The sequence below is a fragment of the Granulicella rosea genome, assembly GCF_900188085.1.
In the GTDB taxonomy this organism is placed as follows: domain Bacteria; phylum Acidobacteriota; class Terriglobia; order Terriglobales; family Acidobacteriaceae; genus Edaphobacter; species Edaphobacter rosea.
Genome location: NZ_FZOU01000007.1, coordinates 48,624 through 61,913, shown reverse-complemented (window position 1 = coordinate 61,913; position 13,290 = coordinate 48,624). Strand labels below are relative to the sequence as shown.

Genomic DNA, 13,290 nt, shown 5'->3' with positions numbered 1-13,290 from the left:
CACCATGCGAAAGCTGCTGCTGCGCGGAGTGAGGTCGTCTGCGTTAAGAAAAAGCTTCAACACCGAAGCAGAAGATGACCGAACCTGCGGTAGACGGGATCACCCTTGATGCAGACTGAGAGTAATCCCGTTTTTCCGCTTACGCCTTGGCCGAGGGCACAGCCGTCTCCGGCGTGTGGCTCTCGTGGATCAGGCTGCCGGACGCCGTCTTGCGGTTTGCGTAGCTTGCGCCCACGAACGCCTTGAAGATCGGGTGCGGCTCGAGCGGCTTCGACTTGAACTCCGGGTGGAACTGGCAGCCAATGAAGAACGGGTGCGTCGGAATCTCGACGATCTCGACGTACGTCGCATCCGGAGTCGTGCCGGTCAGGCGCAGACCGGCGCCGGTCAGGACCGCCTCGTACTCGCGGTTGAACTCGTACCGATGGCGATGACGCTCGCTCACCTCGGTCGCGCCGTAGGCCTTGGCGGCCAGCGAGTCGGGCTCCATCACGCAGGTCCAGGCGCCCAGGCGCATCGTGCCGCCCATCTCCTCCACACCCGTCAACTCGCGTAGTTTGTAGATGATACGGTGCGGAGTGGAGGGGTCGAACTCGCCCGAGTTCGCGTCGCGCAGACCGCAGACGTTGCGCGCATACTCGATGCACGCGGTCTGCATGCCGAGGCAGATGCCGAAGTACGGAACCTCATTCTCACGCGCGTAGCGGATCGCGTTCAGCATGCCCTCGATGCCGCGCTTGCCGAACCCGCCGGGAACGAGGATGCCGTCGAAGCCTTCGAGCTGCTCGCTATACTTCTCATTCTCAAGGCCTTCCGCCTCAAGCCAGGTGACCTTCAGCTTCAGGTTGTGGGCCAGCGCGCCGTGGACCAGCGACTCCTTCAGCGACTTGTAGCTGTCCTCGTACTCCACGTACTTGCCGACGATGGCGATCGAGACCTCGTCCTTCGGGTTGTAGGCCCGGTGAACGATGTCCTGCCACTTGCTCAGGTCGGCCGGCTTGGCGTCGATGTGCAGATACTTCAGCGCCATTTCGTCGACGCCCTGCTCGGCCAGATTCAGCGGAACCTCGTAGATCGACGGAACGTCGCGCGCGATGATGACGGCCTTGTCCTCGACGTTGCAGAAGGCGGCGATCTTCGACCGCATATCGCGCGGCACGGCGCGGTCCGAGCGGCAGAGCAGGATGTCCGGCTGGATGCCGATCGAGAGCATCTCTTTGACCGAGTGCTGCGTCGGCTTGGTCTTCAGCTCCTGCGCGGCGGCGATCCAGGGGACCAGCGTCATGTGGGCGAAGACGGTGTTCTCGCGGCCTAACTCCTGCCGCATCTGCCGGATAGCCTCAAGGAACGGCAGCGATTCGATATCGCCCACCGTGCCGCCGATCTCGACGATGGCGACGTCGCAGTCCTGCGCGACCTTCTTCATCGCGGCCTTGATCTCGTTGGTCACGTGCGGGATCACCTGCACTGTCTTGCCGAGGTAGTCGCCGCGGCGCTCCTTGGTGATGATCTGCTCGTAGATGCGCCCGGTGGTCAGATTGTTGTCGCGGGTCAGTTTGGCGTGGGTAAAGCGTTCGTAGTGGCCCAGGTCGAGGTCGGTCTCCGCGCCGTCGTCGGTCACAAAGACCTCGCCGTGCTGAAACGGCGACATCGTGCCGGGGTCAACGTTGAGATACGGGTCGAACTTCATCAGGTTGACGCGGATACCGCGAGCCTCGAGCAGGCAACCAATGGAGGCAGCCGCGAGACCCTTACCAAGCGAAGACACGACGCCGCCCGTTACAAAGATGTACTTTGCAGACATGTATGCGACCTCTTTTGTTGGGGGAAAGTTTTGTGCAGTGTGGGCACGGTTAAGTATCGCAGGTTGAGGCGGTAAGGGCAATGTTGGCAGGCGATGGCGGCAAAGCCCGGCGGCGCACTCCGTTGCCGGAACGGCTTCCGTCACTGCGTAACCCTTTTATTTGCAGCGCAAATCTCGGCAACATGGCTCGCCGCCATCGGAACGCCTCGAATTCGGCGACCCTGATATCCTTCCCGCATGGCGGCAGCAGGCACACTCGGCACACTCTGGCTGAACACGCAGCGCTGGGGCCTGCTGCGGCTGGGCGCGGCGGCGGATCGCCTGGGCCGTGCGCCGAAGCTCGCCAACCACCTCGCCACCGGCCTGCGCGGAGAGTTCGAGGCGCTCTTCTACCTCCGCCGGCAGGGATACGTTGTCGTGGCAAGGCGCTGGCGCAGCCCGGAGCTGAAGGGCGACCTCGACCTCGTCGCCTGGGAAGGCGAGACGCTCTGTTTCATCGAGGTCAAGGCCCGCACCGCGCACGACAACATCGCCGCCGAGGTTGCGGTCGACCGGGAGAAGGCGGACAACCTGCGCGAGATGGCCCGCGCCTACCTGCGGCGCATCGCGCGGGAGGAGCGCGAGCGGATCCCGGTGCGCTTCGACGTGGTCTCGGTCTATCTGCTGCAAGGCGCCGCGCCGGAGTTCACGCTCTTCCGCGATGCGCTCGGGTGGCGCTAAGGCTGGCACGGCACCGAACGGCGCGGTATGGTGTCTATAGAGATGTAGGGGGGATTTGAGCGATGAGTCTGCTGGCGGCGCCGGAGTACAACGAGGGTCTCGAAAAGCTGAAGCGCAACCTGTTTATCGGCACGGTTACAGGCATCCTGTCGCTGGCGCTGCTCAGCTTTGTGGGCTTCGCGCTGGGCCACGGCTGGCTCTTCTCGAACCTGCCGATCGAGCACAAGGTGAACAACTTCTTCGTCGCGCTCGAGGCGAAGGACTACCAGAAGGCCTACGACATCTACACCAACGGCCACCCGAACAGCGGCTATCCTCTCCAGCGTTTTACCGAGGACTGGACCACCGAAAGCCCTATCGGCGCCCCGATCCTGAGCCACCATGTGGACATCTCGAAGACCGACGGATCGGGAACCTTCGGCAGCGGCGTCATCGTCGCGGTGCATGTGAACAGCAGCCACAAGCTGTTCATGTTCTACGACCGCAAGGATGGCACACTGACCGAGCCAGCGCCGCATATTCTGCAGTATTGATGTAGGGGATTTGTGGAGCCGATGAGCGGAGTTGAACCGCTGACCTACTGATTACGAATCAGTTGCTCTACCAACTGAGCTACATCGGCCTACCTCTGTCATTCTACCGGTTGCGCCGCAATCTCGCAATCCGCATGCGTCTTATTCCTCTGGGTAGCCCGCGGCCCGCTGGATCTCCTCGATCTGCAGCACATGCCGCGCGGTGTGCTGGGACAACACCAGCAGCCACTGACGGCAGTCCAGATCGCCGAAGGCGAGGTGCGCGAAGAAGTGTTCGTGCAGCGGCGCCTCGGTCGTGGAGGCGAAGGCCAGCGTCTCCGCCCGCGCGGCGTCGAGTCTGGCGAGCAGCTCGTCCCTCTCCCAAGCACGCCCCGTAGGCCGGACGACCTCGCGCGCATCGATCCTCCGGTCGCGGCTGTTGGCCAGACCCAGCACCAACGGCTCTTTCCCCGGCGCCTGCGTCTGCTTCTCCGGCTCGGCGGGCTGCGCCAGCGTCCTTGCGACGACGCCGCGGATGAAGCCCTCAAACAGCAGCAGATGTTCGACGATCTCCTCCGCCGACCAACGCCCCGGCGATTCGCGGAACCGCCACTGCGCCGGCGTCAACGGACGCACCGCCTCCACCAGCTTCTTCTGGCTGGCGGCGAGTTGCTCCAATACTTGTTGCCGTTCCTTCTCGGTCATCGGAGGCGCTCTCTACTGCATCGGAGGAAAGCCGCCCTTGCAGGCGTCCGGCTGCATCGCGTCGGGCTTCGACTTCACCAGGCCCTCCGCCGTGAAGGGAATGTTCGTACCGCCCGCGCCGAAGCTCATCATGTCGAACGCCGTGTGCACCTGCGTGGGCTGGATGTCGCGCACGATCACGTTGTCCAGCTTGATGCCGGTCATGTGGTCGGCGTTCAGCCCGGCGATCAGCACGTCGCCCGGCGTCAGCGACCACACATCCTTCAGGACGATGCCCTTGTAGTCCGGAATCTTGTCGCCCGTGTACTTGGGGTCGACGAAGCCTTCGGTCGTCTGGTTCGTGTAATACGGCGAGATGGCGATCGGGTTCGCCACGCCGCGCATGCAGATGTTCCGGTAGGTCAGGTCGTGGACAGAGCCGCCGCGCGTCACGTTCGACTTGATGCGGATGCCGGACGAGGTATGGTCCTCGGTCAGGCCGTCGACCAGCAGGTACGCCTGCCCGACCGTCTCCGAGCCGATGCTCATGCCGTGGCCGGTGTAGAAATGATTGTCCAGCACGCTCATGTGCGTCGTACCGGATTTGACCGCGATATTGTCGTCGCCGTTGTCGATCCAGCTATGCGCGACGGTCACGTTGGTCGACGTGCCCGGATCGATGCCGTCCGTATTGCGCGCATCCAGCGTGCGGTCGGTCGGCGTCAACAGGTGGACGCCCCAGGCGGTGAAGCCGTTCGTGCCGCCGACGCTGACGTGGAAGTTCGGCGAGTTGTGCAGCGTAATCCGATAGAGGATGAGCCCGTCGGCGTGGCTTGCCACCACGAGCCGCGTGCTGTAGTACTTCTCGTTCTTCGGCTCGGCCTTGCGGGCCATCTCCCACCAGCTATAGTCCTTGCCCAGCAGCTTTGCGTAGCCGCGCCCGTCGATCACGCCGTCGCCCATCACCGCCGCGTCCTTCACATTCACGGCAGAGAGCAGCGGACGGCAGCCGCCGCGAGCCGTGGCCGCACGGGGCGGCGCGGGGAAGACCGCCGGCTCGACCTTGGGAATCGTGCCGCAAAGTCCTGGCGTCATCGGCTCCTCGCCCGGCTTCGCGACCATGTCGTAAACCGCCGCGTCGCGCGAGCCATAGAGCGTCACGCCCTCGTCGATCAGCAGCGTGACGCCGCTGCGCAGGTCGAGCGGGCCGGTCAGAAAGGCATTGTTGCCGCCCATCTGCTTCAGCTCGACCGCCATGCCCGGCTTGCAGCTATCGAGCGCCTTCTGGATGCGCTCGGTGTCCAGCTTGTGCTCGTCCGCCTCGGCGACCTTGTCCTTCACCGCCTGCAGCTTTGCGGAGAGCTGAACGCAGGAGGCGGGAATCTTCGGCTCTTCGACGTGCCGGGTGTCCTGCGCGAAGGCGTGCGCGGTCAAAAGGGTCAGGCACACCGAAAGCGGCGCAAACGAGCAAGGGGTCGAGCGGGAAAACATTGGTCCTACCTCCGGGCGAACTGCACTGCAACGCTAGCACACGCGCGCTACAACTTGCGAACAGCCAGGGCGCAGGCAAAGAGAAAGGGCCACCCGGCAACAGGGCAGCCCTTTCTGGTAGGGAGAATAGCTCCAATAGAGGCAAAGCCATTGGAACTGTCTGGCGCAAGCATAGAAGGGCCAAATTGCCCTGTCAAGAGTGTTTCTTCCTCCGCGTAAGCGGCTCATTACAAAAGGGTTATATTCTCGTTTTCACGGAATCCGCGCGCGTGCAGTATTCGCCTTTATTTCGCTTCTTAGCGCGCCTTTTTTGTGGAAAATGCGCTGAATGAGCCGCTTAGCGGAGGCGCTGCACAAGCCGTGGTGCAACGGGGGAGAAGGCCCGACGCATGAACGATGCGTCAGGTCGCTTTGCCGTCGCCGACTGCGGCGTCGGGCAGCAGTACGCCCTTGGGTTTTTCACGCAGGTTGATAGTCAGGAACTCCGGCTCGCTCGCGGCGGGTTTGCCGCGCATCACGCGCCAGCCCGCCCGCGCGCCGCCGAGGAACAGCCCCAGCAGCACCGCCGCGCCGCCCACCACGGCCGAGAACCACGCGATATTCTGCATCAGCGTGTAGGTCTTCACCATCTCGGCATGGAACTCGAGCGGCATCTTCTTGTCGAAGGTCAGCACCTGGTTGGTGTGCAGGCCCTCGATCAGCTCCTTCGCCTGCTCGGGCGAGAAGCCGCCGGTGGCGACGCCGATCAGCGTGCCGATCCGCCGCATCTTCAGCGCGTGCGACTCGCTCTTCGCGACCTCGGGCGAGTTCATGTACGCCTCGATGGCGCGTCCGCGGTCGCCGGCGATCTGTGGCGTGGGGTAGATCAGCAGCGTCAGCACGCCCTTGCCGGAGCGGCCGGTGTAATCGGCGGTCAGCACCTCGGCGCTCTTGTCCCAGGCCAGCATGTCGGGCGGAAGAAAGCCGCCCATCTGCTTGTAGCCCACGGGGCCCAGCGCGTAGCGGACGCTGCCGGCGACCAGCCCCTTGGCCGGAACATAGCTGGGCAGCAGCGGAGACAGACCCTTCGATCCGCTCACCTTGGGCAGCGACGAGGTCAGCGCCAGCAGCTCCTTCGCGTTCGCCGTACCCTTTGTGCGCAGAATGGCGGTCCCGGCCCACATCAGCGTCGTGTCGCCGTCGGAGACGGATTCCGAGCCGATCTTCGCCGCGCCGGTCATCGCGTGTGCGTGCGGAAGCTGGCTGCGATAGAAGGTAAATGCGCTGAAGGCGCCGGTCGCGTCGACGAACTGCATGGCGGTCGCGTCGAGCGTGCCGGACTTCTCGGGCGAATCTGCGGAGTGTGTGTAAGTGGCTGTGGCGAAACGGGTTAACCCGTCTTCCTTCAGGATGGCCGCGTTGGCGGCGTCGGCAGCCGCGGGCTCCTTACCCGAGGCGGCATCGCCCTGGCGGTCCCAGTTCATGAAATGCCCGGTCAGGAGCGGAGCCGGAGGCTCGACGATCATGGTCTTGCTATCCTGCGCGGGCAGCGCGAGGCTCGCCGCAAACAGGCTGAGGACGGCGCCGGCAAATCGAAGTTTCAGAGAGACACCCATATTGAGGTTGAGACTACCATTCCGGCGCGAAGGTTACCGCCTATGGCGTTAGACACCGGCGCGGGCATGGGTGTTCCATCGAAGGTTGGGCTGCATCACAAAAGCTCGTCATTCTGAACGAAGTGAAGAACTCCTGTCAGTCTCGCTTAAGGGTACGGCTTCAGCCGTGCCGTAAGCGCTGCACCTGCAATGCGGCTTTAGCCGCTGAGGGACTCTTTTCGCCTGGGCAGGCGACTTCTTCAATAGGCTCCTGGAATGCCGCGAGTCCGAGCTTAGGTCGATTGCGGTCCCTCGCCATGCCCGGAGAGTCCAAGACGGATGAACTCGCTCTCCTGCCCGAGCAGGTTGCCAAACAACGGCTTTGGCTCGTCTGCGAGCTCGATATTGGGGAAGCGTTCGAAGATGGCTTCGATGATCTCGTTTGCCTGAGCCTCATCGACACCAGCCAGAACGCAAGTCTCGCTCCAGCGACCGGTACGGATGTAGAGGCCACTTGGATCGTCCTCCGCGCCCAGGGAATATTTGAGTGCGCAGATCTCCGACCAGCGAAAGGATCGATGGCTCGCGGAATCGAACAGATCGCTGCTGGTTTCCACTCCTTTGCCAGAGACCCACAACGTCTTTTTCGTGGGAAACAGCCCCAGTAGCGCACTCACGAAAGCAACTGCGCTGACAGCGGCGTACCGGTATTCCCCGTGGAGCAATGAGTAAAAGAAAGACAAACCGCTGATGCAAGGAAAGAGCAACATTATCCCGTTGAGTTGATTGCGAGCTTGAAAGCGCAGCTCGCCGTCGGCTTCGAACCTCTCGACTCTGGCCGATGGTCCCAACCAGTTCATGGCGTGGCATCCTCACCCGCAGCTTATCAGCAACTTCGAGCGGAGCAGCAGATTCCCTGCGGGAATGACAAAAATACCTACTTGACGCTTGCCCGCTCGGTAGCCTTCGGCTTCGCCCCGCTCAACCCGCCCTCATACTTGGCGACGCCCTTGAACAGGCTCTCCGCCACGCGCTGCCGGTACTCCGGCTGCCGGAGCTGGCTCGCGTCCTTCGGGTTCGTGACGAAGGAGATCTCGGCCAGGATCGACGGCATGTTTGCGCCGATCAGGACTACAAAAGGCGCCTTCTTCACGCCGCGATTCTTCAGCCCATCGTTGCCCTTTTCGAGCCCCGCGTAGAGCGAGCCCTCGACATCCTGCGCGAACTCGCGGCTCTCGGCGATCTTGTCCTTCAGCGTGATCTTCTTCACCAGGTCCGAGAGCTGGTGGATCGACTGGCCGCCCACGGCGTTCTCGCGGCCCGCCACCTCCAGCGCGTCCGGCGACGAGGTGAAGTTCAGGTAGTACGTCTCGACGCCGCGCGCGCTGCTGTCCTGCGAGCTGTTCGCGTGGATCGACAGGAAAAGGTCGGCCTGCGCCTTGTTGGCGATCGCGGTGCGCGTCTCGAGCGGGATGAACGTGTCGTCCGAGCGCGTGTAGATGATCTCCGCGCCCAGCCGCTCGTGCAGCATCTTGCCCAGGCGCAGCGCGACGTCCAGCACCACGTCCTTTTCCTGGATGCCGTCGACGCCCAGCGTGCCGGAGTCGTGGCCGCCGTGGCCGGCGTCGATGACGATGCGTCCGATCTTCAGGCCCAGCGCGCGAACGAGCGAGACCTCGCCGTCGGCGGTCTTGTCGGCGGCGCGGGCCGGCTCCGCATCGGCCTCGGCAAGCGTCTTGCGGCCGCGCTTGCCGGTCGCGACCGGCGCCGTCGGCAGCACGGCGATGGGCTGCGGCGCAGCGTCCGCCACCGGCGGCGGCTCGGGCTTCGTCTCCTTGCGGACGATGGTCGCGATCGGGCGCGAGGTAGGCGCGCTGGTCGCTTCCACCCGGCCGGGCAGCTTGCTGACGGCGGCGACATCGGTGTTGGCCGAAGGCGTGGCGACGGTGTTCGGCACGGGCCGCGCGGCGGTCGCCTTCGATTCGGCGCCCACGCGCGGGCCGGGGACGGACTCCGCCAGCTTGTTTGGCGCGGGCGCAAGGGGCTGCGGAATGACCGGCGCCTCGGCGGCGATGGCTGGCGCGGGCTGGCCGCTGAAGCCGCCATCGGTCGGCGCCATCGCGGGCAGGCCGGAGGTGTTCGCGGCGGCGCTGGCGCGGCGTCCGGCGCCCGGAGCGACCGGAACCTCGGCGGGAGACTCGGTCAGTACCGCCGGCGGTTTCGCGGCGTCCGGCTTTGCGCTGGCTACGGCGGTCGCGGGCCTTTCGCCCGTGCCCGCGCCGTGGATATCGATGATCAGCCGGTAAGGGTTCGGCAGCAGAAACGCCGAGTACTCGGTCACGTCGTTCACATCCAGCACGACGCGGGTTACGTCGTTCGGCCCCTGCGCGGCGCAGATGCGCTTCAGAAATCCGTCGTCCGTGACCGCGAAGCTCTTGCCCGCCAGCTCCTGCGCCAGCTTCGCGCCGTGCAGGTCGAAGTAGATGCGGTCCGGATGCGGCACGCGCGCGGCCTCGAAGGTTACGGCGTCGCCCAGGTCGATCGCCACGCGGGTGTAGGTCGGGGTCGACCAATGGCGGATCCCCGTCACCTGCGCCGCCGCCGCGCCATGCTTCGGAACGACGTTCATCGTTACCGGCTTCGTTAGGGGCACGGCTTCAGCCGTGCCGTCATCGTCCGCCGGGGAAAGGGGCTTCAGCCCCTGAGGTACGCTTTTCTTCTCCACAGCCGCCGGCTTCTCGACCGGAATCGGCGCCGGATTTTCGCTCGCCACCTCGACTGTCTTTGCCTTCGGAGACTTCAGGTTCGCCAGCCCAGCCCGCGCCAGCTCCGCCGATTCGCTCTTCGGATACAGCTTCAGCAGCAGCGCATAGCGTTCGCGCGCGGCTGCGGGATCGTTCAGGTCGTTCTCGTCGATCTGGCCCTCCGCCAACAGGGCAGAGGAGCGTAAAAGGCTGGCCGGATACTGCGTCCGCAGAAACTCATACTGTCCGACGGCCGCGCGCAGGCTCTTCTCGTCATGCAGCGTATGGCCCTGCTCGACCAGCAGCTCGGCGACGTTGTCGATCGCCTCGGCGGCGTGCGCGTCGCGCGGATTGTCGTGGTAGATCGCCCGAAAGGCGTCCATCGCATGCGTGTATTGAGCGCGGGTGCGGCTGGCGGGCGGAAGCGCTTCGAGCGCGATGCGGCCCTGCACGGCCTGTTCCCACGGCGTCTGTGCGGCATGCGTCGCGTTGCGGGTAAGCGCCTGGCCCTGCGCAAAGCTGCACAAAACCGCCGCATAGGCGAGGCTGCGCATGGTTCTGAGGCGGGTTGGCGGCGAGACGGTCACTCATCCAGTTTAAGTTCTTACCGGTGTGTGAGTGGGTGAAATGACGGGCGGTACACGGACCGATACCCCCTTGCCACTCCCAGTGTTTCTTGTGGACCTCCACAAAGGCTCGTCATCCTGAGCAACGCGAAGGACCCCCGTATTGGTTTTCGCTGTTGCTCTTTGCGATGGCAAGAACGAGCAAAAGCCAATACGGGGGTCCTTCACTGCGTTCAGGATGACGAGCGTTTGGAAGGAGCGCGAAGGGCTACCCCAGCAAGTCCCCCACCACCGCCCCAGCCTTCCCAATTGCCGCATCCAGCCCGGAGACATCGCTTCCGCCGGCCTCCGCCAGGTCGGGCCGTCCGCCGCCGCGTCCGCCCACAAACCCGGCCAGCACCCCGACGATCTTGCCCGCCTGCACCCGGCCCGTCAGGTCCTTGGTCACGCCGACGATCAGCGAGACCTTGCCCTCCGCCGCCGCGCCCAGCACGACGACGCCGGATCCAAGCTGCGTCCGGAGAGAGTCGACCAGCGACCGCATCTGCCCCTTGTCCAGCGCGTCCACTCGTTGCGCGAGCACCTTCACGCCCTTCACCTCGACGGCCGAACCGGCAGCGTCGGCGGTAGAGGCGCTGGCCGCCTTCATCTTCACCTGGTCAAGCTCGCGCCGCAGCTTTTTGATCTCTTCCTCGTTCGCCGTCAGCTTCGACTTGAGAGACTCTGCATCGCCCGCGATCTGCGCCACCGCGAAGCCACGGCGGAACTCAGCCAGCGCCGCCGTGCCCGAGATAGCTTCCACACGCCGCACGCCGCTCGCGACGGAGCTTTCGCCGACGAGTTTCAGGACGCCGATCTCGCCCGTGGCGCCGGTGTGGATGCCGCCGCAGAGCTCGGTCGAAAAGTCGCCGATCTTCACCACGCGGACGCGGTCGCCGTACTTTTCGCCGAAGAGCGCCATCGCGCCCAGGTCGTTCACGGCCTCGTCGATCGGCACGTCGACGAAGGTCTGGACGGCGGTATTGGCGAGCACCTGCCGGTTGACGATGTCTTCTACCTCAGCCAACTCTTCAGGGGCGACCCCAGCAAAGTGCGAGAAGTCGAAGCGCAGCCGCGCCGGGTCGTTCAGCGATCCGGCCTGCTTCACATGCTTGCCCAGCACCTCGCGCAACGCCGCGTGCAGCAGGTGCGTGCCGGTGTGGTTGCGCATGATGGCTCGCCGCCGCTCGCCGTCGACCAGCGTGTCGAGCGTGTCGCCAAGCGCGATCGCCTGCTTCGCAACGACCTTGTGGGCGAAGACGCCCTGCACGGGCTTGGTGCATCCGCGCACCTCGGCCACGGTGGTCTGGTGGTCGGCGGCGAGGAGCCAGCCGGTGTCGCCCACCTGCCCGCCGGAGTCGGCGTAGAAGCTGGTCGCGTCGAGGACGACCTCGCCCTCTTCGCCCGCCTTCAACTCGCTGACGCCCAGACCATCCTTCACCAAGGCGATGACCTTTGCGCCATCGACGCGGAGGGTGGAGTAGCCTTCGAACTCAGTCTTGGCCAACTCGCGGTAGACGGGGCTGGCGGACTTTTGCGAGCCGCCCTTCCAGGAGGCTCGGGCGCGCTGCTGCTCTTCTTCTTTGGCGGCTTCGAAGCCTTCGAAATCAAACGCCATATTGGCGTCGTGAGCAGCATCGGCAATGAAGTCTAGCGGCAGGCCATAAGTCTCATAAAGCTGGAAAGCTTTTTTGCCCGAAACTACAAATTTCGCAACGGAAAGCTGTTGGGCGATTGCCGAAGTTTCGTCGGCACTAAATACTTCCCCAACAATGCTGGATAGCATCCCAAAATCAAATTTCGTGCCGTAGCTAGGCTTCTGTAGTTGCGCTGCTATTTCAAGCCGCTGCTTGTTTATCTCGCCGAGCTTTTCAAGATACGGGGCTAGCAGGCTCATCCACCCGTCTGAGCGGACTTCGCGAATCAACCCATCTAATTTTTCCGAACCGACTTCAAGCACACGGGCAAACTGTTGCTCTTCGGCAAGTACGACCTTCGCTACACGCTCTGCCGTATCAACCAACTCCGGATACGCTGCTTTCATTTCGTCGCGAACAGCGAAGACCATTTCGTGCATAAAATGACCACGTAGAGTCAAACTTCTACCGTGACGTATTGCACGCCGTAGAATTTTACGAAGAACATATCCTCGACCCTCATTTGAGGGCTGCACACCGTCAGATATAAGGAAAGTGGAGGCGCGAGCATGATCGGCAATGATGCGAAGGCTTGCGGCAGCCGGATCATCACTGATTGCCATTTCGATCGGACTTAAGATCTTCAAGACTTTGGGATCAAAAGTCTCTTCGAGAACACCAGCGGTCAGCATAGCGGCCTTCGCGATAAGCGGCGTAAATAAATCGGTCTGGTAGTTCGAGATGACGCCTTGCAGCACAGCGGAGATGCGCTCAAGCCCCATTCCCGTGTCGACCGACTGCTTGGGCAGCGGGGTCAGTGCGCCGTCGCTGGCGCGGTCGAACTGCATGAAGACGAGGTTCCAGATTTCTACGTAGCGCTGGTCGTCCTGCGGGAAGGGCTTGTCTTCCCCGGTCTCGCTGGCGGCGAGGCCGAGGTCGTAGAAGATCTCCGAGCACGGCCCGCACGGCCCGGTGTCGCCCATCTGCCAGAAGTTGTCCTTGGCGGGCATGTCGAAGATGCGGTCCTTGGGGACGCCGGTGGCGATCCAGAACTGCTCGGCCTCGTCGTCGCGCGGCACCTGCGGGGTGCCCTCGAAGATGGTGACGTAGAGCTTTGCCGGGTCGATGCCGAACCACTCGGGGCTGGTCAGCAGCTCCCAGGCGTAGGCGATGGCGTCCTTCTTGAAGTAGTCGCCGAAGCTGAAGTTGCCCAGCATCTCGAAGAAGGTGTGGTGGCGCCGGGTGAAGCCGACGTTTTCAAGGTCGTTGTGCTTGCCCCCGGCGCGGACGCACTTCTGCGAGGTGGTCGCACGCGTGTAGTCGCGCTTCTCGGCGCCGAGAAAGACATCCTTGAACTGGTTCATGCCCGCGTTGGTGAAGAGCAGCGTCGGGTCGTTCTGCGGAACGAGCGAGGAAGAATGCACGCGGCGGTGCAGCTTGCCTTCGAAAAAGCGCAGGAAATCTTCGCGAATCTGGGAGCCGGAACGGTAATCCATAGACGGTTAGTTTAGCAGCGGAG

Annotated in this window: 9 protein-coding genes and 1 tRNA gene; 2 read left to right on the top strand and 8 right to left on the bottom strand. The window is 63.8% G+C overall.

Features of this window, described 5'->3' with window-relative positions; genetic code table 11:
* Positions 1-139: 139 nt before the first annotated feature.
* The gene (locus tag CHB87_RS17285; protein ID WP_089409695.1) at positions 140-1,804 is read right to left on the bottom strand and encodes a CTP synthase; all 1,665 of its coding nucleotides are present in this window, start codon (positions 1,802-1,804) and stop codon (positions 140-142) included.
* A gap of 237 nt (positions 1,805-2,041) precedes the next feature.
* Here CHB87_RS17285 and CHB87_RS17280 point away from each other — a divergent pair, with 237 nt between their 5' ends.
* On the top strand, positions 2,042-2,524 hold the full coding sequence (locus tag CHB87_RS17280; protein ID WP_089409694.1) for a YraN family protein: 483 nt from the start codon (positions 2,042-2,044) through the stop codon (positions 2,522-2,524).
* Positions 2,525-2,586: 62 nt separating this feature from the next.
* Positions 2,587-3,057 (top strand): hypothetical protein, encoded by a 471-nt coding sequence (locus CHB87_RS17275; RefSeq protein ID WP_089409693.1) that lies wholly within the window; start codon positions 2,587-2,589, stop codon positions 3,055-3,057.
* A gap of 13 nt (positions 3,058-3,070) precedes the next feature.
* On the opposite strand, the gene CHB87_RS17270 is transcribed toward CHB87_RS17275, so the two are convergent.
* From CHB87_RS17270 to alaS, 7 genes are all read right to left on the bottom strand, one after another.
* A tRNA-Thr gene (locus CHB87_RS17270) sits at positions 3,071-3,146 on the bottom strand.
* Between the two features lie 52 nt (positions 3,147-3,198).
* A complete protein-coding gene (locus tag CHB87_RS17265) occupies positions 3,199-3,741 on the bottom strand; it encodes a DinB family protein (RefSeq protein WP_089409692.1) in 543 nt (180 codons plus the stop codon).
* A gap of 12 nt (positions 3,742-3,753) precedes the next feature.
* Positions 3,754-5,211, bottom strand: a complete 1,458-nt coding sequence (locus CHB87_RS17260; protein WP_089409691.1) for a glycoside hydrolase family 28 protein — start codon at positions 5,209-5,211, stop codon at positions 3,754-3,756.
* A 401-nt stretch (positions 5,212-5,612) separates the two neighbouring features.
* A complete protein-coding gene (locus CHB87_RS17255) occupies positions 5,613-6,806 on the bottom strand; it encodes a DUF6599 family protein (protein ID WP_089409690.1) in 1,194 nt (397 codons plus the stop codon).
* A 272-nt stretch (positions 6,807-7,078) separates the two neighbouring features.
* A complete protein-coding gene (locus CHB87_RS17250) occupies positions 7,079-7,645 on the bottom strand; it encodes a hypothetical protein (protein ID WP_089409689.1) in 567 nt (188 codons plus the stop codon).
* 77 nt (positions 7,646-7,722) lie between these two features.
* Complete coding sequence (locus tag CHB87_RS17245) at positions 7,723-10,083, bottom strand: N-acetylmuramoyl-L-alanine amidase (protein WP_089409688.1); 2,361 nt, start codon at positions 10,081-10,083, stop codon at positions 7,723-7,725.
* A gap of 280 nt (positions 10,084-10,363) precedes the next feature.
* The gene (gene alaS / locus CHB87_RS17240; protein ID WP_089409687.1) at positions 10,364-13,267 is read right to left on the bottom strand and encodes an alanine--tRNA ligase; all 2,904 of its coding nucleotides are present in this window, start codon (positions 13,265-13,267) and stop codon (positions 10,364-10,366) included.
* Positions 13,268-13,290: the final 23 nt, after the last annotated feature.